The sequence below is a fragment of the Pseudomonas sp. BP6 genome (genome assembly GCF_017875935.1).
GTDB classification, from domain to species: domain Bacteria; phylum Pseudomonadota; class Gammaproteobacteria; order Pseudomonadales; family Pseudomonadaceae; genus Aquipseudomonas; species Aquipseudomonas putida_Y.
Window position 1 is genome coordinate 707,587 of the sequence record NZ_JAGINI010000001.1, and the last position, 24,544, is coordinate 732,130.

Here is a 24,544-nt window from a genome sequence, read left to right on the forward strand (position 1 = left end):
CGGCCCTTGCTTAATGACAACGGTTTATCCAGGAGTGCATCGTGCGTAAATTGGCTCAATTGGCCGTAGTGGCCGCGGCGCTGGTCGCCACCCCGGCTTTCGCCGAAATGAAGGTTGCCGTCCTGAACTACCAGATGGCCCTGCTCGAGTCGGATGCCGCCAAGAAGTATGCGGTTGATGCCGAGAAGAAATTCGGTCCGCAACTGACCAAGCTGAAAAACCTGGAAAGCAGTGCCAAGGGCATCCAGGACCGCCTGATCAAGGGCGGCGACAAGATGCAGCAGCAGGAGCGTGAGCGCTTGGAGCTCGAGTTCAAGCAAAAGGCCCGGGACTTCCAGTTCCAGTCCAAGGAATTGAACGAAGCGAAGGCCGTTGCTGATCGCGACATGCTCAAGCAACTGAAGCCGAAGCTGGATGGTGCTGTCGAGGCAGTGATCAAGAAGGGCGGCTACGACCTGGTCCTCGAGCGTGGTGCGGTCATCGATGTCAAACCTCAGTATGACATCACCCGCCAAGTCATCGAGCGCATGAACCAAGCCCGTTGATATGAGTGTGACCATGACGTTAGGCCAGCTGGCCGAGGCACTCGGAGCCACCCTCAAAGGGCCCGAGACGCTGCAGATTACCGGGCTGGCCACCTTGCAGGAGGCTGGCCCCGGTCAGTTGAGCTTCCTCGCCAACCCGCAGTACCGCAAATTCCTGGACGACAGCCAGGCGGCCGCAGTGCTGCTCAAGGCGGCGGATGCCGACGGCTTTGCCGGCAATGCACTGATCGTCGCCGATCCGTACCTGGCCTACGCACGCATTTCCCACCTGTTCGACCCCAAACCCAAGGCTGTGGCGGGTGTTCATCCCAGCGCCGTGGTGGCTGAGGACGCGCAGGTGGATGCCAGTGCCAGCATCGGGCCGTTCGCGGTCATCGAAAGCGGTGCGCGTATCGCGGCCAATGTCACTGTGGGTGCACACTGCGTGGTCGGCGCGCGTTGCGTGATCGGCGAGGGTGGTTGGCTGGCACCGCGGGTCACCCTGTACCATGACGTGACCATCGGCAAGCGCGTGGTCATTCAGTCGGGGGCGGTGATTGGCGGTGAAGGTTTCGGCTTTGCCAACGAGAAGGGTGTGTGGCGCAAGATCGCCCAGATCGGTGGCGTGACCATCGGTGATGACGTGGAAATCGGCGTCAACACTGCTGTCGACCGCGGTGCTTTGTCTGACACGCGGATCGCTGACGGGGTCAAGCTCGACAACCAGATCCAGATCGCCCATAACGTGCAGATCGGCGAGCACACGGCCATGGCCGCTTGCGTCGGGATTTCCGGTAGCACGCGCATTGGCAAGCACTGCACCATTGCCGGCGGTGTCGGCATGGTCGGCCATATCGATGTCTGTGATAACGTTTTCGTGTCCGGGATGACCATGGTAACCCGTTCGATCACCGAACCGGGTGCCTATTCTTCCGGCACTGCCATGCAGCCGCTGGCTGACTGGCGCAAGAGCGCCGCGCGTATCCGCCACCTGGACGACATGGCCAAGCGTCTCCAGCAGCTGGAAAAACGCGTCGATACCGTGACCTCAGGTGGCCTGCCGACATCAGAAGGCTGATACCATTCCCTGAGCAAGAGTGAACAGTCGCTAGCTGGCTCCTCTTTGGATTGCAAAAGGAGCGTGTGGTCAGCACCTGCGCTCCCTATTCTTATTACAGGCTTCCCCACCGAAATGATGGACATCAACGAGATTCGCGAATACCTGCCTCACCGCTACCCGTTCCTGCTGGTAGATCGGGTGACGGATCTGGACTTCGAGGCCCAGAGCATTCGTGCCTACAAGAATGTCAGCATCAACGAGCCGTTTTTCAATGGCCACTTCCCGGCACACCCGATCATGCCGGGTGTCCTGATCATCGAAGCCATGGCCCAGGCGGCCGGCATCCTTGGTTTCAAGATGCTCGATGCCAAGCCGGCCGATGGCACCCTGTACTACTTTGTCGGTTCCGACAAACTGCGTTTCCGTCAGCCGGTTCTGCCGGGTGACCAGCTTGTGCTGGAAGCCAAGTTCCTCAGCCGTAAAAGCATGATCTGGAAGTTCGAGTGCCGCGCCCTGGTCGACGGCAAGCCGGTCTGCTCGGCAGAAATCACCTGCGCGGAACGCTCCCTATGAATTCGATTGATCCTCGGGCCATTATCGATCCGTCGGCCAGGCTGGCCGACGGCGTCGAGGTCGGCCCTTGGTCGATCGTTGGCCCTGATGTAGAAATCGGGGAGGGCACCGTTATCGGCCCGCATGTTGTGCTCAAAGGCCCGACCCGCATCGGCAAGCACAACCGTATCTTCCAGTTCTCTTCCATCGGTGAAGACACCCCGGACCTGAAGTACAAGGGTGAGCCGACGCGCCTGGTGATCGGCGATCACAATGTCATTCGCGAAGGGGTGACCATCCACCGCGGTACTGTTCAGGACCGCGCGGAAACCACCGTGGGTGACCATAACCTGATCATGGCCTATGCCCACATTGGCCACGACAGTGTCATCGGCAACCACTGCATCCTGGTCAACAATACGGCGCTGGCAGGTCATGTGCATGTGGGTGACTGGGCGATCCTGTCCGGTTACACCCTGGTTCACCAGTACTGCCACATTGGCGCCCACGCGTTTTCCGGCATGGGCACGGCGATTGGCAAGGACGTTCCGGCCTTCGTGACCGTGTTCGGCAGCCCGGCCGAAGCCCGCAGCATGAACTTCGAGGGCATGCGCCGCCGCGGTTTCAGCGACGAGGTGATCCATGTGCTGCGTCGTTGCTACAAGATTGTCTACCGTCAGGGCCTGACCGTAGAAGACGCGCTCAAGGAGCTGGCCGAACCCGCTGCGCAACACCCCGAGGTCGAGCTGTTCCGTCAGTCGATCCTGAGCTCCGCTCGCGGCATCACACGCTGATATGGCCCAGCTTTGCGTAGCGCTGGTCGCCGGTGAGGCCAGTGGCGATATTCTTGGTTCAGGCTTGATGCGTGCCCTGAAGGCGCGCCACCCCGACGTACGTTTCATCGGGGTTGGCGGCCCTTTGATGGAGGCCGAAGGCCTGCAATCCTATTTCCCCATGGAACGTCTCGCCGTCATGGGGCTGGTCGAGGTGTTGGGGCGCCTGCGCGAGCTGCTCAAGCGCCGCAAGTTGCTGATCCAGACCCTGATCGAAGAAAAGCCCGACGTATTCATCGGCATCGACGCCCCTGACTTCACCCTCAATATCGAGCTGAAGCTGCGTCAGGCCGGGATCAAGACCGTCCACTATGTCAGCCCGTCAGTGTGGGCCTGGCGGCAGAAGCGCGTGCTGAAGATTCGCGAAGGCTGCGACCTGATGCTGACGCTGCTGCCGTTCGAGGCGCGGTTCTACGAAGAGCAGGGTGTGCCAGTGCGTTTTGTCGGCCACCCGCTGGCAGACACCATCCCGCTTGAAACCGACCGCCCGGCCGCGCGCGCCGCGCTGGGCCTGGGCGAGGGGCCTGTGGTGGCGCTGATGCCGGGCAGCCGGGGTGGCGAAGTAGGGCGCCTGGGTACGCTGTTCCTTGACGCTGCCGAGCGCCTCTGCCAGCAGGTGCCGGGTGTACGCTTCGTATTGCCCTGCGCCAACGCCACGCGACGCGCTCAGGTCGAACAGATGCTTGAAGGGCGCCAACTGCCGCTGACCCTGCTCGATGGCCAGTCGCACCAAGCCCTGGCGGCCTGTGACGCGGTGCTGATCGCCTCGGGCACCGCTACCCTCGAGGCGCTGCTGTACAAGCGGCCGATGGTGGTGGCGTACCGCCTGGCGCCGTTGACCTACTGGATTCTCAAGCGTCTGGTGAAAAGCCCTTACGTGTCATTGCCAAATCTGCTGGCCCAACGAGAACTGGTGCCCGAGCTACTGCAGGACGACGCTACCAGCGAAGCGCTGGCCAACACCTTGGCGCCACTGGTGCGCGATGGAAGCCAGCAGACCGAACGTTTCGACGCAATTCACCGTACCTTGCGCCGTGATGCCTCCAATCAGGCCGCCGAGGCGGTACTGGCCCTGCTCAAGGACCGCTGACATGCAAATTGGACTGGACTTCAACCTGGTAGAAGACCTGGTCGCCGGCGTTGACGAAGTAGGCCGTGGTCCGCTGTGTGGCGCGGTGGTCACGGCGGCGGTGATTCTTGATCCTGCGCGGCCGATTCTCGGTCTGAACGACTCGAAGAAGCTCACCGAAGCCAAGCGTGAGGCGCTGTTCGACGAGATCTGCGAAAAGGCCTTGAGCTTCTGCATCGCCCGCGCCGAAGTCGAGGAGATCGACAGCCTGAACATCCTGCAGGCCACCATGCTGGCCATGCAGCGGGCAGTGGAGGGCCTGCATATTACGCCGAAACTGGCCCTGATCGATGGCAATCGCTGCCCGAAGCTGGCTGTGCCGGCAGCACCGGTGGTCAAGGGGGATAGCCAGGTGCCGGCCATTGCAGCGGCATCGATCCTGGCCAAGGTGACCCGTGATCGGGAGATGAGCGCCTTCGAACTGATCTACCCGGGGTATGGCATTGGCGGGCACAAGGGCTACCCGACCCCGGTGCATCTCGAGGCCTTGGCGCGCCTTGGGCCTACGCCCATTCATCGGCGATCCTTCGCCCCTGTGCGGGCGGCCTGGGAAGCGCGCGAAGGCGTCACCGATTCCCTGATCTGACCTATTGGGGCCGCTTTGCGGCCCTTCGCGGGCACGCCCGCTCCCACAGGATTCATCGGTCTGAGCAGCGGGGCCGTACCTGTGGGAGCGGGCGTGCCCGCGAAGGGCTGCAAAGCAGCCCCAAAAAAAGCCCCTAGTTAGGCTACAATCCCGCCCTTGTCGTTAAGCACTGCTACAGGATCTTCCATGTCGGTTTCCTTCGTTCACCTGCGCGTCCACTCTGAATTCTCGCTGGTTGACGGCCTGGTGCGGATCAAGCCGCTGGCCAAGGCACTGACCGGGATGAACATGCCGGCGGTCGCCATCACCGATCAGAGCAACATGTGCTCGCTGGTGAAGTTCTACAAGACTGCCATGGGCGCCGGTATCAAACCGATCTGCGGTGCCGACCTGTGGCTGGCCGGCGCCGACCCGGAAGCCCCGCTGTCGCGCATCTGCTTCCTGGCCATGGACCCCAAGGGCTATCGCAACCTTACCGAACTGATCTCGCGCGGCTGGACCGATGGCCAGCGCAATGGCCTGGTCATCCTCCAGCGTGAATGGATCGCGCCGGCCAGCGAGGGCCTGATTGCCCTGTCCGCGGGTAAGGAAGGCGACATCGGCATGGCCTTGCTGGCTGGGCGGCAAGATGAAGCCGAAGCGCTACTTCAAGACTGGATGGGCATGTTCCCCGAGCGCTTCTACGTTGAAGTGCAGCGCACCAATCGGGCACGCGACGAAGAATACGTGCACGCGGCGGTGGCGTTGGCCGACAAGCTTGGCGCCCCGCTGGTGGCTACCAACGACGTGCGTTTCATCAAGCAAACGGACTTCGACGCCCACGAAACCCGCGTATGCATTGGCGAGGGATGGACCCTCGACGACCCGCGCCGTCCGCGTTGCTACAGCGACCAGCAGTACCTGAAGTCGGCCGAGGAAATGGCCGAGCTGTTCAGTGACCTGCCCGACGCCATCGCCAACACCGTCGAGATCGCCAAGCGCTGCAACATCCAGGTGCAGCTGGGCAAGTACTTCCTGCCTGACTTCCCCACGCCCAACGGCATGGGCATCGACGACTACCTGCGGCATGTGTCCCACGAAGGCCTGGAAGAGCGCCTGGCGGTGCTGTGGCCGAAAGAGACCACGCCCAATTATGAAGAAAAGCGTCAGGTCTACCTGGATCGCCTGAAGTTTGAACTGGACATCATCATCCAGATGGGCTTCCCCGGTTACTTCCTGATTGTTATGGACTTCATCAAGTGGGCCAAGAACAACGATGTACCGGTTGGCCCGGGCCGCGGCTCGGGTGCTGGCTCGCTGGTGGCCTATGTACTGAAGATCACCGACCTCGACCCGCTGGCCTACGACCTGCTGTTCGAGCGCTTCCTCAACCCTGAACGTGTTTCCATGCCCGACTTCGACGTCGACTTCTGCATGGACGGCCGTGACCGGGTGATCGACTACGTAGCCGAGGCCTACGGCCGTAATGCGGTGAGCCAGATCATCACCTTCGGTACCATGGCCGCCAAGGCGGTGGTGCGTGACGTGGCGCGGGTGCAAGGCAAATCCTATGGCCTGGCCGACCGCCTGTCGAAGATGATCCCCTTCGAAGTGGGCATGACCCTGGAGAAGGCCTACGAGCAGGAAGAGATCCTGCGTGACTTCCTCAAGGGCGACGAAGACGCCCGTGAAATCTGGGACATGGCCCTGAAGCTGGAGGGTGTGACCCGGGGCACCGGCAAGCACGCCGGTGGTGTGGTTATCGCACCGACCAAGCTCACCGACTTTTCGCCGATCGCCTGTGATGAAGAGGGTGGTGGCCTGGTAACCCAGTTCGACAAGGATGACGTCGAGGCCGCCGGCTTGGTGAAGTTCGACTTCCTCGGCCTGCGTACCTTGACCATCATCAAGTGGGCGATGGAGATCATCAACCGCGAGCAGGCCAAGAAGAACCTGCCTGACCTCAATATCGACTTCATTCCGCTGGACGATCGCAAGACCTACGAGCTGCTGCAGAAGGCCGAAACCACGGCGGTGTTCCAGCTTGAATCGCGGGGCATGAAGGAGCTGATCAAGAAGCTCAAGCCCGACTGCCTGGAAGACCTGATCGCACTGGTTGCGCTGTTCCGCCCGGGCCCGCTGCAATCGGGCATGGTGGACGACTTCATCAACCGCAAGCACGGCCGCGCCGAACTGGCCTACCCGCACTCCGACTACCAGTATGAAGGCCTCAAGCCAGTACTGGCGCCGACCTACGGCATCATCCTGTACCAGGAACAGGTGATGCAGATCGCCCAGGTGATGGCAGGTTATACCCTGGGTGGTGCCGACATGCTGCGCCGGGCCATGGGTAAGAAAAAGCCCGAGGAAATGGCCAAGCAGCGCGGTGGTTTCATCGAAGGTTGCGTAGCCAACAATATCGATGCGGACCTCGCCGGTAACATCTTCGACCTGGTAGAAAAGTTCGCCGGCTACGGCTTCAACAAATCCCACTCCGCTGCCTATGGCCTGGTGTCGTACCAGACCGCCTGGCTGAAAACCCACTACCCGGCGCCGTTCATGGCTGCGGTCCTGTCGGCGGATATGCACAACACCGACAAGGTGGTGGTGCTGGTGGAGGAGGTGCGCAGCATGAAGCTGCGCCTCGACGCGCCGGACGTGAACTTCTCGGACTTCAAGTTCACCGTCAACAACGACGGCCGGATCGTCTACGGCCTTGGCGCCATCAAGGGTGTCGGCGAAGGCCCGGTGGAGGCGATTGTCGAAGCCCGTGCCCAAGGCGGTCCGTTCAAGGACCTGTTCGATTTCTGTGAACGCATCGACCTCAAGCGGGTCAACAAGCGTACCCTTGATGCGCTGGTGCGCAGTGGCGCGCTGGACCGCCTTGGCCCGCACTTCCATGACGAGATCAAGGCCTACCACGCCAATATCGACATCAACCGGGCAACCTTGCTGTCGGCGCTGGGCGAGGCCATCAAGGCAGCCGAGCAGGCTGCGCACACCGCTGACAGTGGCCATGTCGACCTGTTCGGCGGCATGTTCGACGCGGCAGATGTCGACGTCTACGCCAACCATCGCAAGGTGCGCGAGCTCACCCTCAAGGAGCGTCTGAAGGGAGAGAAAGACACCCTGGGCCTGTACCTGACCGGCCACCCGATCGACGAGTACGAGGCCGAGATTCGCCGCTTCGCCCGCCAGCGCATCGTCGACCTCAAGCCGTCGCGCGAAACCCAGACCATCGCCGGCATGATCATTGCCCTACGGGTGATGAAGAACAAGAAGGGCGACAAGATGGGCTTCGTCACCCTGGATGACCGTTCCGGGCGGATCGAGGCATCGCTGTTTGCCGATGCCTTCATGGCGGCACAGTCCTTGCTGCAGACCGATGCCATGGTGGTGGTGGAAGGCGAGGTCAGCAATGACGACTTCTCCGGGGGCTTGCGCCTGCGGGTGAAGCAGGTGATGACCATGGAAGACGCGCGCACCAAGCTGGCCGAGAGCCTGCGCCTGAAGGTGGCGCACGACGCACTGAAAGGCGACCGGCTGAAGTGGCTGGGCGAGCTGATCACCCGCCATCGTGGTGCTTGCCCGATCACGCTGGAGTACACCGGCAGCGACGCCAAGGCCATGCTGCAGTTTGGCGAGCAGTGGGCGATCGACCCGGCCGATGGCCTGATTCAGGCGCTGCGTGACCAGTTCGGGCGTGAGAACGTCTTCCTGCAATATCGTTGAACCGACAAAAATTTAATCTCGACCTGAATGCGCCTGATCCCTTAAGGTATGGCGCCAAACGGATCAACCGGCCGGCCGCCTGGCCGTAGACCCAAGACGGATGACTATGAACCCGAATTTCCTCGATTTCGAACAGCCGATTGCCGACCTGCAAGCCAAGATCGAAGGCCTGCGCCTGGTGGGTAACGACAACTCGCTGAACATCAGCGATGAAATTGCCCGTCTGCAAGACAAGAGCAACACCCTGACCGAAAGCATCTTCGGCAACCTGACCAGCTGGCAGATCGCCCGCCTGGCCCGTCACCCGCGTCGTCCTTACACCCTGGACTACCTGGAGCATATCTTCACCGAGTTCGAAGAACTGCACGGGGACCGTCACTTCTCTGACGACGCCGCCATCGTGGGTGGTACTGCGCGTCTGGACGGCAAGCCGGTCATGGTCATTGGCCACCAGAAGGGCCGTGAAGTGCGCGAGAAAGTGCGTCGCAACTTCGGCATGCCGCGCCCGGAAGGCTACCGCAAGGCCTGTCGCCTGATGGAAATGGCCGAACGCTTCAAGATGCCGATCCTGACCTTCATCGACACGCCGGGCGCCTACCCGGGCATCGACGCCGAAGAACGTAACCAGAGTGAAGCCATTGCCTGGAACCTGCGGGTCATGGCACGCCTGAAAACCCCGATCATCGCGACCGTGATTGGTGAGGGTGGTTCCGGTGGGGCACTGGCCATTGGCGTGTGCGACCAACTGAACATGCTGCAGTACTCCACCTACTCGGTTATCTCGCCGGAAGGGTGTGCTTCGATTCTGTGGAAAACCGCCGACAAAGCAGCAGACGCGGCCGAAGCCATGGGTATCACTGCCGAGCGCCTGAAGAGCCTGAACATTGTCGACAAGGTCATCCAGGAGCCGCTGGGCGGCGCCCACCGTGATCCGGCCCAGATGTCCGAAAGCATCCGTGCCGATCTGGTGCAGCAGCTGGACATGCTCGGCAAGTTCGACAACGACGCGCTGCTGGCCCGTCGCTACGAGCGCCTGATGAGCTACGGCCTCTGATTCTGATTTGCCCCGGGGGCCGTTTTGTGGCCCTTGTGATTGACGGCACCGGCTTCGCCGGTGTTCGCGGGTAAACCCGCTCCTACAGGTATTTGCGCTGTCCTTGAGGCTTGCGCCGTGCATGTGGGAGCGGGCATGCCCGCGAATGCTTTCTGGAATCGAGCGAGGGCTAGATGATCAACCTCACTCCTTGGCTCAACGCCCCCACCTGGCACGTCGCCTTCTCCGGCGGCCTCGATTCCACCGTCCTCCTGCACCTGCTGGCCGATTACGCCCGCAATCACGTTTCCCCACCGCTGCGTGCCATTCATGTCCACCATGGCCTGCAGTCCGCTGCTGACGCCTGGCCTGCTCATTGCCAAGCCGTCTGCGACAATCTTGGCATCGAACTCCACGTCATTCACGTCCAGGTCAGCCCCGGCGCCAGCCTGGAGCAGGCGGCCCGAGATGCCCGCTATGCCGCCTTCAGGCAAGTGCTCGGCCCAGGCGACATCCTGTTCACCGGCCAGCACCGCGACGACCAGGCCGAGACTCTGCTGTTCCGCCTGTTGCGCGGCGCCGGCCTGCGCGGCCTGGCAGCCATGCCGGTGCAGCGGGCATTAGGGCAGGGCAGCCTGGTCAGGCCGTTGCTGGGTTGTTCGCGGCAGCAGTTGCAGGACTACGGCAAAGCCCAAGGGTTGGTCTGGATCGAAGACCCGTCAAACGCCGACACACAATTCGCCCGCAACTACCTGCGTGGCGAAGTGATGCCGCACTTGCAGCAACGTTGGCCTCAGGCCAGCCAGAACTTCGCCCGTGCAGCAGAGCATCTGGGTGAGGCGCTGGGTTTGCTGGACGAACTGGCCCAGGAGGATCTGGCGCTTGCGCGTAAGGGGGCGCCCATCGCCTGGCCGGGGCTGGATTCCCTCGGCCTGGCCACCCTGGTAGCGCTATCGCCAGCCCGTCAGCGCAATGCCTTGCAGTACTGGCTAAGCCAGCGCACCCGTTTGCCCGATACCCGGCACTGGGCCGGCTGGGCAGACCTGCGCGATGCCGCCGCCGATGCCCGGCCAGTCTGGCGGCTTGCCGATGGGCGGTTGGTGCGTAGCCACGGGCGCATCTGGTGGTTGAGCGGTGATTGGCTACAGCAACCCGCTGGCTCGCTGGCCTGGCCCGACCCTGATGGGCCGCTGCGGTTGCCGGGCAATGGTTGCGTGCGTCTTGTCGGCGCAGCCGTGCCGGGCGGGTTGCGCATTGCCTACCGTCAGGGTGGTGAAATGCTGGAGGTTCCCGGCCGAGGCCGGCGTGACCTCAAGCGCCTGTTAAACGAGCAGCAAGTGCCGCATTTCCTGCGCTCGCGCCTGCCCTTGCTATATAGCGACGATTGCCTGCTGGCGGTGGCCAACCTGCCCGGGCTGGTGAGGGCGGATTGCCAACTGCACTGGCAGTTACCGACGAACGCGCAAGGTTTGAGCTGAAGGGTACATTCCGGTAGACTACCCTCCCTTCTTGATACAACTTCTGTGGGTTCCGCGAAAACACAGGGGTTGCCGATTACCAAGCAGTTTTTTGCCGAGCTGATTCTGGAAATGACGAGCGAACGCCATGCCGGGTATACCCTGGCTGTACAGACGCGGCAGTTTTTCGAGATGCACTGTGATTGACGCAGGTGATCGGGGGCTTCGGCCTTCCTTCGCTTTCTCCGGCGGCGCTGGCCGCCTTAACGCAGACTTCTAGGGTTTTTCATGACGCGCTACATATTCGTCACGGGCGGTGTTGTTTCTTCATTGGGGAAAGGCATTGCCTCGGCTTCCCTGGCGGCCATCCTGGAAGCGCGGGGCCTGAAGGTCACCATGCTCAAGCTGGATCCGTACATCAACGTCGACCCGGGCACCATGAGCCCGTTCCAGCACGGTGAAGTGTTCGTCACCCACGATGGCGCCGAGACCGACCTCGACCTGGGGCACTACGAGCGGTTCATCCGCACCACCATGACCCAGAACAACAACTTCACCACCGGCCGTATCTACGAGCACGTGCTGCGCAAAGAGCGTCGTGGTGATTATCTGGGCGCGACCATCCAGGTCATCCCGCACATCACCGACGAAATCAAGCGTCGCATCATCAAGGGTGCCGGCGATGCCGACGTGGCCCTGGTGGAGATCGGCGGTACCGTGGGTGATATCGAGTCGCAGCCGTTCCTCGAGGCGATTCGCCAGTTGCGCGTCGAAGTGGGCTCCAAGCGTGCCATGCTGATGCACCTGACCCTGGTCCCGTACATCGCCACCGCTGGCGAAACCAAGACCAAGCCGACCCAGCACTCGGTCAAGGAGCTGCGCTCCATCGGCCTGCAGCCTGACGTGCTGATCTGCCGCTCCGACCACCCGGTCGATGCTTCGTCGCGTCGCAAGATCGCGCTGTTCACCAACGTTGAAGAGCGTGCGGTGATTTCGCTGGAAGACGTCGACACCATCTACAAGATCCCGGGCGTACTGCATGCTCAGGGCCTGGACGACTTCGTCGTCGAGCGCTTCGGCCTGCAGTGCAATGGCGCCGACCTGTCCGAGTGGGACAAGGTGGTCGATGCCAAGCTCAACCCGGAGCACGAAGTGACCATCGCCATGGTCGGCAAGTACATGGAGCTGCTGGATGCGTACAAGTCGCTGATCGAAGCGATGAGCCACGCCGGCATCACCAACCGGACCAAGGTCAACCTGCGTTACATCGACTCGGAAGACATCGAGAACCAGGGCACCAGCCTGCTCGAAGGCGCCGATGCCATCCTGGTACCGGGCGGTTTCGGCCTGCGCGGTGTGGAAGGCAAGATCACTGCGGTGCAATACGCCCGTGAGAACAAGGTGCCGTACCTGGGTATCTGCCTGGGCATGCAGGTGGCCGTCATCGAATTCGCCCGTAACGTGATGGGCTGGAAAGACGCCAACTCCACCGAGTTCGACCGTAACAGCGGCCACCCAGTGGTCGGCCTGATCACCGAGTGGGCCGATGCCACCGGTGCCGTCGAGACCCGCGACGAGGCTTCCGACCTGGGCGGCACCATGCGCCTGGGCGCACAGGACTGCCAGCTGGCTGCCGGTTCCAAGGTGCACGACTGCTACGGCAAGGATGTGATCACCGAGCGTCACCGTCACCGCTACGAAGTGAACAACAACCTGCTGCCACAACTGGTGGAAGCTGGTCTGGTGGTTTCCGGCCGTTCCGAAGACGGCGCGCTGGTGGAAGTGGTCGAGTCCAAGGACCACCCATGGTTCGTCGCTTGCCAGTTCCACCCGGAGTTCACCTCCACCCCGCGTGACGGCCACCCGCTGTTCAGCGGCTTCGTCAAGGCAGCCCTGGCTCAGAAGAACAAGGCCTGATCGATGACCCAGAAGATCATTCGCGTCGGTAACATCGAGATCGCCAACGACAAGCCGTTCGTCCTGTTCGGCGGCATGAACGTTCTGGAATCCCGTGATCTGGCGATGAAGGTCTGCGAAGAGTACGTGCGGGTTACCGAGAAGCTCGGTATCCCGTATGTGTTCAAGGCCAGCTTCGACAAGGCCAACCGTTCGTCGGTGACGTCCTATCGTGGCCCTGGCATGGACGAGGGGCTGAAGATCTTCGAAGAGATCAAGCGCACCTTCAACGTGCCGGTGATCACCGACGTGCACGAGCCTTACCAGGCCGAGCCCGTCGCCAAGGTATGCGACATCATCCAGCTGCCGGCTTTCCTGTCGCGGCAGACTGACCTGGTGGTGGCCATGGCCAAGACCGGCGTGGTGATCAATATCAAGAAGGCTCAGTTCCTCGCACCTCAGGAAATGAAACACATCCTGGCCAAGTGCGAGGAGGCCGGTAACGACCAGTTGATACTCTGCGAGCGTGGTTCGAGCTTCGGCTACAACAACCTGGTGGTCGACATGCTGGGCTTCGGCATCATGAAGCAGTTCGAATACCCGGTGTTCTTCGACGTTACCCACGCCCTGCAGATGCCGGGTGGTCGCGCCGATTCCGCCGGCGGCCGTCGTGCCCAGGTTACCGACCTGGCCAAGGCCGGCATGAGTCAGGGCCTGGCCGGGCTTTTCCTCGAAGCCCACCCCGATCCGGACAACGCCAAGTGCGATGGCCCATGCGCCCTGCGCCTGGATAAACTGGAGCCGTTTCTGGTCCAGCTCAAGCAATTGGACGACCTGGTGAAAAGTTTTCCGACGGTAGAAACCGCGTAAAGCTCATTTCTCGGGTAAAGTACCGCCCGATCCACCCCTGACCAGTCGGTCAGGGGCTCCCTTCATCAGGCCTGCCCAAAGCAAGTTCGCCCGATGAACGGCAAGAATTTCCTAAGCTAAGTTGTTTTCGTCAAATTCTGGAGTGCTTACAACAATGGCAAAAATCGTCGACATCAAAGGTCGTGAAGTTCTCGATTCGCGTGGCAACCCCACTGTGGAAGCCGATGTACTGCTCGACAACGGTATCATCGGCAGCGCTTGCGCGCCGTCCGGTGCTTCTACCGGCTCGCGCGAAGCGCTGGAGCTGCGTGATGGCGACAAGAGCCGTTACATGGGCAAGGGCGTGCTGAAGGCCGTCGCCAACATCAACGGCCCGATCCGCGACCTGCTGCTGGGCAAGGATCCTTCCGACCAGAAGGCTCTGGACCGCGCCATGATCGAACTGGACGGTACCGAGAACAAGGCCAAGCTGGGCGCCAACGCCATCCTGGCTGTTTCCCTGGCTGCCGCCAAAGCTGCTGCCCAGGACCAGGACCTGCCGCTGTACGCGCACATCGCCAACCTGAACGGCACCCCGGGCCAGTACTCGATGCCGGTTCCGATGATGAACATCATCAACGGTGGTGAGCACGCCGACAACAACGTCGACATCCAGGAGTTCATGGTTCAGCCGGTTGGCGCCAAGACCTTCTCTGACGGCCTGCGCATGGGTACCGAAATCTTCCACCACCTCAAGGCCGTACTGAAGGCCCGTGGCCTGAACACCGCCGTAGGTGATGAAGGTGGTTTCGCCCCTAACCTGGCGTCCAACGAAGACGCCCTGGGCGCCATCGCCGAAGCTGTCGAAAAAGCCGGCTACAAGCTGGGCACCGACGTGACCCTGGCCCTGGACTGCGCGGCTTCGGAATTCTACGAAGACGGCAAGTACAACCTGTCCGGCGAAGGCAAGTCGTTCGACGCCGAAGGCTTCGCCGACTACCTGAAAGGCCTGACCGAGCGTTTCCCGATCATTTCGATCGAAGACGGCCTGGACGAGTCCGACTGGGCTGGCTGGAAAATCCTCACTGACAAGATCGGTGAAAAAGTCCAGTTGGTCGGTGACGACCTGTTCGTGACGAACACCAAGATCCTCAAGGAAGGCATCGAGAAGGGCATTGGTAACTCGATCCTGATCAAGTTCAACCAGATCGGCTCGCTGACCGAAACCCTGGAAGCCATCCAGATGGCCAAGGCTGCTGGTTACACTGCAGTGATCTCGCACCGTTCCGGTGAAACCGAGGACTCGACCATCGCCGACCTGGCTGTGGGTACTGCTGCTGGCCAGATCAAGACCGGTTCGCTGTGCCGTTCCGACCGCGTTTCCAAGTACAACCAACTGCTGCGCATCGAAGAGCAACTGGGTGCCAAAGCGGTTTACCGCGGTCGTGCCGAGTTTCGCGGCTAAGCAAGAGATGGTAAAAAGGCAGCAGCCGAAGTTGTAGGAACGTTCGTACTGAACTTTCCTACGTACTAATGGGTTTCTGTCGACGAAGCCTGGCCTCGGCCAGGCTTCGTGCTATTCGAGGCCCCGAAGTGAAAAGTACGCGGCAGCCTTTTTAACCTGGATAACGTGATGCGCAGTCCCTATTGGTTGTTCCTCGTTCTGCTCTTGCTGTTGGGTGGCCTGCAGTACCGCCTGTGGGTGGGTAACGGCAGCCTGGCGCAAGTGACCGAACTGAAGCAGCAGATTGCCGATCAGCATGCCGAAAACGAGCGTTTGCTTGAGCGTAATCGTGTGCTCGATGCTGAAGTGCTAGAGCTGAAAAAAGGCATGGAGACCGTTGAAGAACGGGCCCGCCATGAATTGGGGATGGTCAAAGAGGGCGAAACCCTCTTCCAGTTGCCACAGAAATGATCGATACCTTGCCGGCCTTCTGGGCCGTGATTCCTGCGGCGGGTGTAGGTGCCCGCATGGCTGCCGACCGCCCCAAGCAATACCTGGAGCTGGCTGGGCAGACCCTTCTCGAGCACAGCCTCGACTGTTTTCTAGGCCACCCGGCGCTTAAAGGCGTGGTGGTCAGCATTGCCGAAGATGACCCTTACTGGCCTGGCTTGCGCTACGCCAGCGACCCACGCATCCAGTGTGCGGCGGGCGGGCGTGAACGAGCTGACTCGGTGCTTAACGCCTTGTTGATGCTGCATGCCCAGGGGGCGGCTGAAAGCGACTGGGTACTGGTGCACGATGCCGCGCGGCCGAACCTGGCGCGCGGCGACCTGGACAAGCTGTTGTCGGAGCTGGCGGACGACCCGGTGGGTGGACTGCTGGCGGTGCCGGCGCGCGATACCCTCAAGCGCGCCGACAGCCATGGCCGGGTGAGTGCTACCGTGGACCGCAGCACGATCTGGCAGGCGTACACACCACAGATGTTTCGCCTTGGGGCGTTGCACCGGGCGCTGGCCGAGTGCCTGCTGTCGGATGTGGTGGTGACCGACGAGGCTTCTGCCATCGAATGGTCTGGTCAGGCGCCGCGGCTGGTGGAAGGGCGCAGTGACAACATAAAGGTGACCCGGCCCGAAGATCTCGAATGGTTGCGCCAGCGCTGGGCGGGTAAACGCTGAGCGTTCGCCTGTGCCGGTCTCTTCGCGGGTGAACCCGCTCCTACCACGGTGGTGGACACATATCGGCGGTTGTGCACAGGCCGCCGTAGGAGCGGGTTTACCCGCGAAGAGGCCGGCCCTGCTGGCCAATCTCCACCTGCCGTTCACCGTTACCGCCGCTACCGTATTCGCGGGTAAACCCGCTCCTACCACGGTGGTGGACACACATCGGGCGTTGGACACAGGCCGCCGTAGGAGCGGGTTCACCCGCGAAAGGGCCGGGTCTGCTGGCCAATCTCCACCCGCCATTCACCGTTACCGCCGCTACCGTATTCGCGGGTAAACCCGCTCCTACCACGGTGGTGGACACACATCGGGGGTTGGGCACAGGCCGTCGTAGGAGCGGGTTCACCCGCGAAAGGGCCGGGTCTGCTGGCCAATCTCCACCCGCCGTTCACCGTTACCGCCGCTACCGTATTCGCGGGTAAACCCGCTCCTACCACGGTGGTGGACACACATCGGAGGTTGGACGCAGCCCGTCGTAGGAGCGGGTTTACCCGCGAAGAGGCCGGCCCTGTTGGCCAATCTCCACCCGCCGTTCACCGTTACCGCCGCTACCGTATTCGCGGGTAAACCCGCTCCTACACAGATTGGTGGTGGACACACATCGGCGGTTGGGCACAGGCCGCCGTAGGAGCGGGTTCACCCGCGAAAGGGCCGGGTCTGCTGGCCAATCTCCACCCGCCGTTCACCGTTACCGCCGCTACCGTATTCGCGGGTGAACCCGCTCCTACCACGGTGGTGGACACACATCGGGCGTTGGACACAGGCCGCCGTAGGAGCGGGTTTACCCGCGAAGAGGCCGGCCCTGTTGGCCAATCTCCACCCGCCGTTCACCGTTACCGCCGCTACCGTATTCGCGGGTGAACCCGCTCCTACCACGGTGGTGGACACACATCGGCGGTTGGACGCAGCCCGTCGTAGGAGCGGGTTTACCCGCGAAGAGGCCGGCCCTGCTGGCCAATCTCCACCCGCCGTTCACCGTTACCGCCGCTACCGTATTCGCGGGTGAACCCGCTCCTACCACGGTGGTGGACACACATCGGCGGTTGGGCACAGGCCGTCGTAGGAGCGGGTTCACCCGCGAAGAGGCCAGTACATGCAGCACATCCCGTCAGCCGAAACGATATTCCGGCAACCCTGCCAACCCCTCCTTCAGGTAATCCACCAGCCGCCGTACCTTCGGCGACAGGTGCCTCTGCTGCGGATACAGCGCCCATACCGCCGTATTCGGCGGCTGGTGCGCCTCCAGCAGCGACACCAGCGCACCGCTATTGAGGTGTTCCAGCACGTAGTAATCCGGCAACTGGCATAACCCTATCCCTTGTAACGCCGCATCCAGCACTGCCTGGCCACTGTTGCAGCGCCAGTTGCCCTGTACCCGCTGGCTGATCTCACGGCCATCCTGCTGTAATGCCCACAAGTCCGAACTCCCCACCAGGCAATTGTGCCGCGCCAGCTCCGACAGGCTGTGCGGCCGGCCATAACGCTCAAGATAGGCCGGCGAGGCGCACAGGTACATGCGCCTTGGCGCCAGGCGGGTAGCCACCAAGCGAGAGTCGGCCAGGCGACCCAGGCGGATGGCCAGGTCCATGCCTTCATGCAGCAGGTCGAGGGTGTGGTTGCTCAGCTCCACATCCACGCGCAGCTGCGGGTACAGCGCCATGAATCGCGTCACCAGTGGCACGATGAAGCGCTCGCCGTAGGCCACAGCGCAGGTCATGCGCAGCAAGCCCTTGGGCTCGCTGGCCAGGTCGCCCATGGCGCGCAGCGCTTCCTCACGGCCATCCTGCAAGCGTTGGCAATGCTGCAGGAAGGTCTGCCCAGCTTCGCTCAGGGTGACCCGGCGGGTACTGCGGTACAGCAAGCGCGTTTGCAGGCGTTCTTCCAGCCGGGCGATCTGCCGGCTGATGTGCGATGAGGAAACCCCCAGGCGTTCGGCGGCGGCAGTGAACTGGCCCGATTCGGCCACGGCGACGAATTCGTCGATGCCTTCCCATCGGCTGCTCATCAATTATCCCTGTATGGCAATAATGTTTTGTCTTTGGCCTGATTATTCATCAAAAGGCGCTGAATTACACTGCAAGACTGAATCGACCCACTGTCTGGAGACCTTTGATGATCAAGTCCCGTGCTGCCGTAGCCTTCGAAGCCAAGAAACCCCTGGAAATCGTCGAAGTCGACGTGGCCATGCCAAAGGCCGGTGAAGTGCTGCTGCGCGTGGTCGCCAGCGGTGTCTGCCACACCGATGCCTATACCCTGTCCGGTGCTGACCCGGAGGGTATCTTCCCATCGATCCTCGGCCACGAAGGTGGTGCAATCGTCGAAGCGGTAGGCGAGGGGGTCACCTCGGTCGCTGTAGGTGACCACGTCATCCCGCTGTACACCCCGGAATGCGGCAAGTGCAAGTTCTGCCTCTCGGGCAAGACCAACCTGTGCCAGGCCATCCGCGCCACCCAGGGCAAGGGCCTGATGCCGGACGGCACCACGCGCTTCTCGTACAAGGGCCAGGAGCTGTTCCACTACATGGGTACCTCGACCTTCTCCGAATACACCGTGCTGCCGGAAATTTCCGTGGCCAAGATCCAGAAAGAAGCACCACTGGAGAAGGTCTGCCTGCTGGGCTGCGGCGTCACCACCGGTATCGGCGCGGTGCTCAACACTGCCAAGGTCAAGCCGGGTGATACCGTGGCCATCTTCGGCCTCGGTGGCATCGGCCTGTCGGCCGTGATCGGTGCGGTCAAGGCCAAGGCCTCGCGTATCATCGCCATCGACATCAACCCGGCCAAGTTCGAAATCGCCCGCCAGCTGGGTGCCACCGATTGCGTCAACCCGAAAGACTACGATCGCCCGATCCAGGAAGTGATCGTCGACCTCACCGATGGCGGCGTGGACTTCTCCTTCGAGTGCATCGGCAACGTTCAACTGATGCGCGCCGCCCTGGAATGCTGCCACAAGGGCTGGGGTGAGTCGGTCATCATCGGTGTGGCCGGTGCCGGCCAGGAAATTTCCACGCGTCCGTTCCAGCTGGTGACCGGTCGGGTTTGGCGTGGTTCGGCGTTCGGCGGCGTGCGTGGCCGCAGCGAGCTGCCGAGCTACGTGGAAATGTCCGAGAAAGGTGAGATCCCGCTGGACACCTTCATCACCCACACGATGGGTCTGGAAGACATCAACAAGGCCTTCGACCTGATGCATGAAGGCAAGAGCATCCGTAGCGTGATCCACTTCTGAGGTTTGCCATGAGCCTGGATAACATCTCCTGCCAGAAGAGCTTCGGCGGCTGGCACAAGCGTTACCGGCATCACTCCAAGGTGCTGGGTTGCGACATGGTGTTCGCTGTGTACCTGCCGCCGCAGGCCGAGCAGGGCGAAAAGCTGCCGGTACTGTACTGGCTCAGCGGCCTCACCTGCACCGACGAGAACTTCATGCAGAAGGCCGGCGCCCAGCGTCTGGCCGCCGAGCTGGGGCTGATCATCGTTGCTCCCGACACCAGTCCGCGTGGCGAGCAGGTGCCGGGCGATCCGGACGGCGCCTGGGACTTCGGCCTGGGGGCGGGCTTCTACCTCAACGCTACCCAGCAACCCTGGGCCCAGCACTACCGCATGCATGACTATGTGGTGGAGGAGTTGCCAGCCCTGATCGAGGCACATTTCCCGGCGTCGGGCGAGCGCAGCATCAGCGGCCACTCCATGGGGGGCCATGGCGCGCTGGTGTGCGCCTTGCGCAACCCGGGGCGCTACCGCTCGGTGTCGGCATTCTCGCCGATCAGCAATCCGATGGATTGTCCGTGGGGCGAGAAGGCCTTCAGCCGCTACCTGGGTGAAGACCGTGGGCGCTGGCGTGAGTGGGATGCCAGCGTGCTGCTGGCTGAAACCCCTGCTGGCCAATGCCCGCCGTTGCTGGTGGACCAGGGCGACCGTGACGACTTCCTCGAGAAGCAACTCAAGCCTGAAGCACTGGAACAGGCGGCACGCAAAGGTGGCCATGAAATGACCCTGCGTATGCAGCCGGGCTATGACCATAGCTACTACTTCATTGCCAGCTTCATCGAGGAGCACCTACGCCATCATGCGGTGGCACTGGGGCGCGTGTAACACCCTGGTCCAAAAGCCGCCAAACCCGCTGCAAAGCAGGTAGAATCACGCCCTGACTCTTTCAGGGCGTTTTCTTATGCGTATTGGCCACGGCTACGATGTGCACCGTTTCTGCGACGGTGATTTCATTACCTTGGGCGGGGTGCGCATCCCGCACAAATACGGCCTGCTGGCCCATTCCGACGGTGACGTGCTGCTGCACGCCCTGAGCGATGCCTTGCTTGGCGCTGCGGCACTGGGCGACATCGGCAAGCACTTCCCTGACACTGACCCGCAGTTCAAGGGGGCTGACAGCCGCGCGCTGCTGCGCCATGTAGTCGGCATCGTCAAGGCCAAGGGCTGGAAGGTCGGCAACGTTGACGCCACCATCGTCGCCCAGGCACCGAAAATGGCCCCACACATCGAAACCATGCGCCAGCTGATCGCCGAAGACCTGCAGGTCGAGCTCGACCAGGTCAATGTCAAGGCCACCACCACAGAGAAGCTGGGCTTTACCGGTCGCGAGGAGGGCATTGCCGTGCATTCGGTCGCCCTGCTGCTGCCAGCATGACCGAACTGGAACTGCTGGGCCCGCGCGCATCGGGTGAATCCCTGGGTACCGCCGTCCTCAAAGCGGTTGCCGAAGACTTTCAGGTTGACGAAGTCCTGGATATCCCGCTATCGGGCCAGGGCGAGCACCTGTGGCTGTGGGTCGAGAAGCGTGATCTGAACACTGAAGAAGCTGCCCGGCGCCTCGCCCGCGCCGCTGGCGTGCCGGTGCGCAGCATCAGCTACGCCGGCCTCAAGGACCGCCAGGCGCTGACCCGCCAGTGGTTCAGCCTGCACCTGCCGGGCAAGGCCGACCCGGATCTGTCGCGAGCCGAGGATGCCAGCCTGCGTGTGCTCAAGCAGGTGCGTCACCAGCGCAAACTGCAGCGCGGGGCGCATTCGGCCAACGGTTTCACCTTGCGCCTGACGGCCTTGGCTGCCGATCACCAGGCGGTTGATGCGCGTCTGGAACAGCTCAGGCGGCAAGGTGTGCCCAACTATTTCGGCACCCAGCGCTTCGGGCACGGCGGTGGCAACGTCCATGACGCCCTCGATTGGGCCGTACGCAAGGCTTTGCCTGAACAGCGCAACGTGCGTTCGCGGCTGCTTTCGGCCGGGCGCAGCTACCTGTTCAATCAGGTGCTGGCTGCGCGTGTCGCTGACGGTAGCTGGGCCCGAGCCCAGGTCGGGGACCTGCTGGCGTTCACCGACAGCCGCAGTTTCTTCCCGGCGGGTGAGGCGGAATGTGGCGACCCGCGCCTGGCGATTCTCGACCTGCATCCGACCGGCCCGATGTGGGGGGAGGGCGCTTCGCCTGCTGGCGCTGCGCCTGCCCAGCTGGAAAACGCTATCGGCTCAAGTCAGCCAGCACTTTGCCAGTGGTTGGCCCAGGCGGGCATGGATCACGAACGACGAATTCTGCGGCTCCCTATTGGCGGCCTGACGTGGCATTATCCCGAGCCTGATATCCTGCAACTGGAATTCGTCCTGCCGGCCGGATGCTTCGCCACCGTGGTGGTGCGTGAAGTCGTGGATCTGGTGTCGGCAGGGCAGACGGACAGCCCATGCGTATTCTGATTTCGAATGACGACGGTGTTACCGCACCTGGCATCGCCGCGCTGCATGCTGCGCTGGTGGATTATGCCGAGTGCGCGGTGATCGCCCCGGATCAAGACAAGAGCGGCGCCAGCAGTTCGCTGACGCTGGACCGGCCACTGCATCCGCAGACCCTGGCCAATGGCTTCATCAGCCTCAATGGCACGCCGACCGATTGCGTGCACCTGGGGCTCAATGGGCTGTTGCCGCAGACGCCGGACATGGTCGTATCGGGGATCAACCTCGGTGCCAACCTGGGCGATGACGTGCTGTATTCTGGTACGGTCGCTGCGGCGCTGGAAGGCCGCTTCCTCGGTGGAACCTCGCTGGCGTTCTCGCTGTTGTCGCGCCAGCCGGACAACCTGCCGACCGCGGCCTATATCGCCCGCCGCCTGGTCGAGGCACAGTCGCGCCTGGCGTTGCCGCCACGCACCGTACTCAACATCAATATTCCCAACTTGCCGCTGGAGCACATCCGTGGCATCCAGCTCACCCGTCTCGGTCACCGGGCGCGGGCGGCGGCGCCAACCAAGGTAGTCAACCCGCGTGGCAAGGAAGGCTACTGGATTGCCGTGGCCGGTGATGCCGAGGATGGCGGGCCGGGCACCGACTTCCACGCGGTGATGCAAGGCTACGTATCGATTACCCCGCTGCAACTCGATCGCACCTTCAATGATGCCTTCGAGCAGCTCGATGGTTGGCTGGAGGGCCTGCTCTGATGCGTGAGGACGATATGCTGCGGCGTGGCATCGGCATGACCTCTCAGCGTACCCGGGAGCGGCTGATCCAGCGCTTGTGCGAGGAGGGTGTTTCGAACCCCAAGGTGCTCGACGTGATCCGGCGTACGCCGCGCCACCTGTTCGTTGACGAGGCGCTGGCGCATCGGGCTTACGAAGACACCGCGCTGCCGATCGGCCACAACCAGACCATCTCCCAGCCGTTCATGGTTGCTCACATGAGCGAGCTGTTGCTCGAGGCCGGGCCACTGGACAAGGTGCTGGAGATTGGCACCGGCTCGGGTTACCAGACGGCTATCCTGGCCCAGCTGGTCGAGCGGGTGTTCTCGGTAGAGCGCATCAAGGTACTGCAGGATCGGGCCAAAGAGCGCCTGGTGGAACTGAACCTGCGCAACGTGGTATTCCGCTGGGGCGACGGTTGCGAGGGGTGGCCGGCACTTGCGCCGTACAATGGCATCATCGTCACCGCCGTGGCGCCGGAGGTGCCACAGGCACTGCTCGACCAGCTGGCACCCGGTGGGCGCATGGTCATCCCGGTAGGGCCGGCCGGCGAAACGCAGCAACTGATGCTGATCGTACGCGAGGAGCATGGTTTCTCCCGTCGCGTGCTGGGGGCTGTGCGTTTCGTGCCGCTGCTCAATGGTCCGCTGGCCTGAGGTCTGTTGAACTGAGCTGTGCAGGCATGAGGCGCGGTGTATTTTTGTGCCGGTGGCGAATTCTTGTCGCTTCGCCCTGTCTATCAGGCGGTGCGAAGCGCTAACGCAAAGCGTGCACCGGGGTTTTGCGCTCGTCTTTCGTAGCCGTCTGCCAATACCGGCTGGCTTGGTTATAATTGCAACAATATTGCATTTCTTGTCTTCATATCGATTTTCGGCACCATGAGGGGAGCGCGGGTGGGTCACACAGTCATTCGGCAGCGCAAGGACGGCTCGGGTTTCAAGCTTCTGGTGATTGCATTGGCCATGGGCGCGCTTCTGGTGGGTTGCTCAAGCACCGGCAGCAACAGCGCGCGGGTGGTCGACCGCAACAACACCGTTCCCAAGCGTCCGGCAGTGACTTCCGGGCAATATATCGTCAAGCCAGGCGACACCCTGTTCTCCATCGCCTTCCGTTATGGTTGGGACTACAAGGAGCTGGCTGCACGCAATGGCATCCGGGCGCCTTATACCATTCGCCCGGGCCAGGCGATTCGATTCAGCAGCGGCTCCGGCAGCCGCACCACGGTGGTGTCCAGCCCGTCCTCGTCAAGCCGCACTACGGTCACGCGGCGGCCTGTGGGCACTCCTGCCACGGCGCCTGCCAGCACCCGTAAACCGGTCACGCCGGCCTCTTCGGGCAATGCGCCAGCGGTTGCCAGTGTGCCGGCTGCGGAGCGTGCCGTAGGCGGTTGGGCCTGGCCGGCCAACGGCGTGCTGATTGGAAAATTCGCTTCAAACGGTAGTTTGAATAAAGGCATTGATATCGCCGGTGATTTGGGACAGCCTGTTTTTGCTGCGTCTGATGGTGCAGTGGTCTACGCCGGAAGTGGTTTGAGGGGCTACGGCGAGCTGATCATCATCAAGCACAGCGACACCTACGTCAGTGCCTACGGTCATAACCGCAGGCTGTTGGTTCGGGAGGGGCAGCAGGTCAAGGCAGGGCAGTCGATTGCTGAAATGGGGTCTACGGGCACAGATCGGGTGAAGCTGCATTTCGAGATTCGCCGCCAGGGCAAACCCGTCGATCCGCTCCAGTTCCTGCCACGTCGTTGATCGTTGTACCCAGCCTGTTCCTGTGATGTAGAGGGGACAGGCTCAAGCGCT

Annotated in this window: 22 protein-coding genes; 21 read left to right on the top strand and 1 reads right to left on the bottom strand. The window is 62.3% G+C overall.

The features are described 5' to 3' along the window. The first annotated feature begins 41 nt into the window (after nt 1-41). The 14 genes from J3A98_RS03190 (at nt 42) to ispD (ending at nt 16,249) form a co-directional block, all read left to right on the top strand. Nucleotides 42-545, top strand: coding sequence for an OmpH family outer membrane protein (locus J3A98_RS03190; RefSeq protein WP_209963978.1), 504 nt, complete (start codon nt 42-44; stop codon nt 543-545). Between the two features lies 1 nt (nt 546). Further along, a complete protein-coding gene (gene lpxD, locus J3A98_RS03195; RefSeq protein ID WP_209963981.1) occupies nt 547-1,602 on the top strand; it encodes a UDP-3-O-(3-hydroxymyristoyl)glucosamine N-acyltransferase in 1,056 nt (351 codons plus the stop codon). Nucleotides 1,603-1,716: 114 nt separating this feature from the next. After that, a complete protein-coding gene (gene fabZ, locus J3A98_RS03200; RefSeq protein ID WP_003252314.1) occupies nt 1,717-2,157 on the top strand; it encodes a 3-hydroxyacyl-ACP dehydratase FabZ in 441 nt (146 codons plus the stop codon). Further along, complete coding sequence (gene lpxA / locus J3A98_RS03205; RefSeq protein ID WP_021785907.1) at nt 2,154-2,930, top strand: acyl-ACP--UDP-N-acetylglucosamine O-acyltransferase; 777 nt, start codon at nt 2,154-2,156, stop codon at nt 2,928-2,930. Before fabZ ends, lpxA begins: the two co-directional genes overlap by 4 nt. Before the next feature lies 1 nt (nt 2,931). After that, nucleotides 2,932-4,059: a lipid-A-disaccharide synthase gene (gene lpxB, locus J3A98_RS03210; protein ID WP_209963985.1), complete on the top strand. Its 1,128-nt coding sequence runs from the start codon at nt 2,932-2,934 to the stop codon at nt 4,057-4,059. A gap of 1 nt (nt 4,060) precedes the next feature. Next, nucleotides 4,061-4,684 carry a ribonuclease HII gene (gene rnhB / locus J3A98_RS03215; protein ID WP_176682765.1) on the top strand — a complete coding sequence of 208 codons (624 nt, stop codon included), beginning with the start codon at nt 4,061-4,063 and terminating at the stop codon, nt 4,682-4,684. 186 nt (nt 4,685-4,870) lie between these two features. Next, on the top strand, nt 4,871-8,395 hold the full coding sequence (dnaE, locus tag J3A98_RS03220) for a DNA polymerase III subunit alpha (RefSeq protein ID WP_209963988.1): 3,525 nt from the start codon (nt 4,871-4,873) through the stop codon (nt 8,393-8,395). Between the two features lie 106 nt (nt 8,396-8,501). Beyond that, a complete protein-coding gene (locus J3A98_RS03225; protein WP_014754274.1) occupies nt 8,502-9,449 on the top strand; it encodes an acetyl-CoA carboxylase carboxyltransferase subunit alpha in 948 nt (315 codons plus the stop codon). A gap of 173 nt (nt 9,450-9,622) precedes the next feature. Beyond that, a complete protein-coding gene (gene tilS / locus J3A98_RS03230) occupies nt 9,623-10,906 on the top strand; it encodes a tRNA lysidine(34) synthetase TilS (RefSeq protein WP_209963991.1) in 1,284 nt (427 codons plus the stop codon). A gap of 267 nt (nt 10,907-11,173) precedes the next feature. Beyond that, the gene (locus tag J3A98_RS03235; protein ID WP_003252329.1) at nt 11,174-12,802 is read left to right on the top strand and encodes a CTP synthase; all 1,629 of its coding nucleotides are present in this window, start codon (nt 11,174-11,176) and stop codon (nt 12,800-12,802) included. A 3-nt stretch (nt 12,803-12,805) separates the two neighbouring features. Beyond that, on the top strand, nt 12,806-13,651 hold the full coding sequence (gene kdsA, locus J3A98_RS03240; protein WP_176682768.1) for a 3-deoxy-8-phosphooctulonate synthase: 846 nt from the start codon (nt 12,806-12,808) through the stop codon (nt 13,649-13,651). A gap of 154 nt (nt 13,652-13,805) precedes the next feature. Beyond that, nucleotides 13,806-15,095 (top strand): phosphopyruvate hydratase, encoded by a 1,290-nt coding sequence (gene eno, locus J3A98_RS03245; protein WP_176682769.1) that lies wholly within the window; start codon nt 13,806-13,808, stop codon nt 15,093-15,095. A gap of 168 nt (nt 15,096-15,263) precedes the next feature. Beyond that, nucleotides 15,264-15,545 carry a cell division protein FtsB gene (gene ftsB, locus J3A98_RS03250; protein WP_004576849.1) on the top strand — a complete coding sequence of 94 codons (282 nt, stop codon included), beginning with the start codon at nt 15,264-15,266 and terminating at the stop codon, nt 15,543-15,545. Beyond that, nucleotides 15,542-16,249 carry a 2-C-methyl-D-erythritol 4-phosphate cytidylyltransferase gene (gene ispD / locus J3A98_RS03255; protein WP_209963996.1) on the top strand — a complete coding sequence of 236 codons (708 nt, stop codon included), beginning with the start codon at nt 15,542-15,544 and terminating at the stop codon, nt 16,247-16,249. The genes ftsB and ispD overlap by 4 nt, the downstream gene beginning before the upstream one ends. A 1,153-nt stretch (nt 16,250-17,402) precedes the next feature. Here the strand turns inward: ispD and J3A98_RS03260 are convergent. Next, nucleotides 17,403-18,299: a LysR substrate-binding domain-containing protein gene (locus J3A98_RS03260; protein ID WP_021785896.1), complete on the bottom strand. Its 897-nt coding sequence runs from the start codon at nt 18,297-18,299 to the stop codon at nt 17,403-17,405. Nucleotides 18,300-18,406: 107 nt separating this feature from the next. On the opposite strand from J3A98_RS03260, the gene J3A98_RS03265 reads away from it, so the two are divergent. The 7 genes from J3A98_RS03265 (at nt 18,407) to J3A98_RS03295 (ending at nt 24,493) form a co-directional block, all read left to right on the top strand. Then, entirely contained in the window at nt 18,407-19,519 is a 1,113-nt protein-coding gene (locus J3A98_RS03265) for an S-(hydroxymethyl)glutathione dehydrogenase/class III alcohol dehydrogenase (protein ID WP_021785895.1), read from the top strand. 8 nt (nt 19,520-19,527) lie between these two features. Then, complete coding sequence (fghA, locus tag J3A98_RS03270) at nt 19,528-20,382, top strand: S-formylglutathione hydrolase (RefSeq protein ID WP_014592130.1); 855 nt, start codon at nt 19,528-19,530, stop codon at nt 20,380-20,382. A 76-nt stretch (nt 20,383-20,458) separates the two neighbouring features. Further along, on the top strand, nt 20,459-20,932 hold the full coding sequence (ispF, locus tag J3A98_RS03275) for a 2-C-methyl-D-erythritol 2,4-cyclodiphosphate synthase (protein ID WP_003252342.1): 474 nt from the start codon (nt 20,459-20,461) through the stop codon (nt 20,930-20,932). Next, nucleotides 20,929-21,987 (top strand): tRNA pseudouridine(13) synthase TruD, encoded by a 1,059-nt coding sequence (gene truD, locus J3A98_RS03280; protein WP_176682771.1) that lies wholly within the window; start codon nt 20,929-20,931, stop codon nt 21,985-21,987. Before ispF ends, truD begins: the two co-directional genes overlap by 4 nt. Next, entirely contained in the window at nt 21,975-22,724 is a 750-nt protein-coding gene (gene surE, locus J3A98_RS03285; protein WP_176682772.1) for a 5'/3'-nucleotidase SurE, read from the top strand. Before truD ends, surE begins: the two co-directional genes overlap by 13 nt. A 35-nt stretch (nt 22,725-22,759) precedes the next feature. Beyond that, entirely contained in the window at nt 22,760-23,398 is a 639-nt protein-coding gene (locus J3A98_RS03290) for a protein-L-isoaspartate(D-aspartate) O-methyltransferase (RefSeq protein WP_176682794.1), read from the top strand. Nucleotides 23,399-23,635: 237 nt separating this feature from the next. After that, entirely contained in the window at nt 23,636-24,493 is an 858-nt protein-coding gene (locus tag J3A98_RS03295) for a peptidoglycan DD-metalloendopeptidase family protein (RefSeq protein WP_209963999.1), read from the top strand. Nucleotides 24,494-24,544: the final 51 nt, after the last annotated feature.

Excerpts from the sequence above, each read along its gene's own strand:
- lpxD (WP_209963981.1), top strand. The coding sequence starts at position 547 with ATGAGTGTGACCATGACGTTAGGCCAGCTGGCCGAGGCACTCGGAGCC.
- fabZ (WP_003252314.1), top strand. The coding sequence starts at position 1,717 with ATGATGGACATCAACGAGATTCGCGAATACCTGCCTCACCGCTACCCG.
- lpxA (WP_021785907.1), top strand. The coding sequence starts at position 2,154 with ATGAATTCGATTGATCCTCGGGCCATTATCGATCCGTCGGCCAGGCTG.
- lpxB (WP_209963985.1), top strand. The coding sequence starts at position 2,932 with ATGGCCCAGCTTTGCGTAGCGCTGGTCGCCGGTGAGGCCAGTGGCGAT.
- rnhB (WP_176682765.1), top strand. The coding sequence starts at position 4,061 with ATGCAAATTGGACTGGACTTCAACCTGGTAGAAGACCTGGTCGCCGGC.
- dnaE (WP_209963988.1), top strand. The coding sequence starts at position 4,871 with ATGTCGGTTTCCTTCGTTCACCTGCGCGTCCACTCTGAATTCTCGCTG.
- J3A98_RS03225 (WP_014754274.1), top strand. The coding sequence starts at position 8,502 with ATGAACCCGAATTTCCTCGATTTCGAACAGCCGATTGCCGACCTGCAA.
- tilS (WP_209963991.1), top strand. The coding sequence starts at position 9,623 with ATGATCAACCTCACTCCTTGGCTCAACGCCCCCACCTGGCACGTCGCC.
- J3A98_RS03235 (WP_003252329.1), top strand. The coding sequence starts at position 11,174 with ATGACGCGCTACATATTCGTCACGGGCGGTGTTGTTTCTTCATTGGGG.
- kdsA (WP_176682768.1), top strand. The coding sequence starts at position 12,806 with ATGACCCAGAAGATCATTCGCGTCGGTAACATCGAGATCGCCAACGAC.
- eno (WP_176682769.1), top strand. The coding sequence starts at position 13,806 with ATGGCAAAAATCGTCGACATCAAAGGTCGTGAAGTTCTCGATTCGCGT.
- ftsB (WP_004576849.1), top strand. The coding sequence starts at position 15,264 with ATGCGCAGTCCCTATTGGTTGTTCCTCGTTCTGCTCTTGCTGTTGGGT.
- ispD (WP_209963996.1), top strand. The coding sequence starts at position 15,542 with ATGATCGATACCTTGCCGGCCTTCTGGGCCGTGATTCCTGCGGCGGGT.
- J3A98_RS03260 (WP_021785896.1), bottom strand. The coding sequence starts at position 18,299 with ATGAGCAGCCGATGGGAAGGCATCGACGAATTCGTCGCCGTGGCCGAA.
- J3A98_RS03265 (WP_021785895.1), top strand. The coding sequence starts at position 18,407 with ATGATCAAGTCCCGTGCTGCCGTAGCCTTCGAAGCCAAGAAACCCCTG.
- fghA (WP_014592130.1), top strand. The coding sequence starts at position 19,528 with ATGAGCCTGGATAACATCTCCTGCCAGAAGAGCTTCGGCGGCTGGCAC.
- ispF (WP_003252342.1), top strand. The coding sequence starts at position 20,459 with ATGCGTATTGGCCACGGCTACGATGTGCACCGTTTCTGCGACGGTGAT.
- truD (WP_176682771.1), top strand. The coding sequence starts at position 20,929 with ATGACCGAACTGGAACTGCTGGGCCCGCGCGCATCGGGTGAATCCCTG.
- surE (WP_176682772.1), top strand. The coding sequence starts at position 21,975 with ATGCGTATTCTGATTTCGAATGACGACGGTGTTACCGCACCTGGCATC.
- J3A98_RS03290 (WP_176682794.1), top strand. The coding sequence starts at position 22,760 with ATGACCTCTCAGCGTACCCGGGAGCGGCTGATCCAGCGCTTGTGCGAG.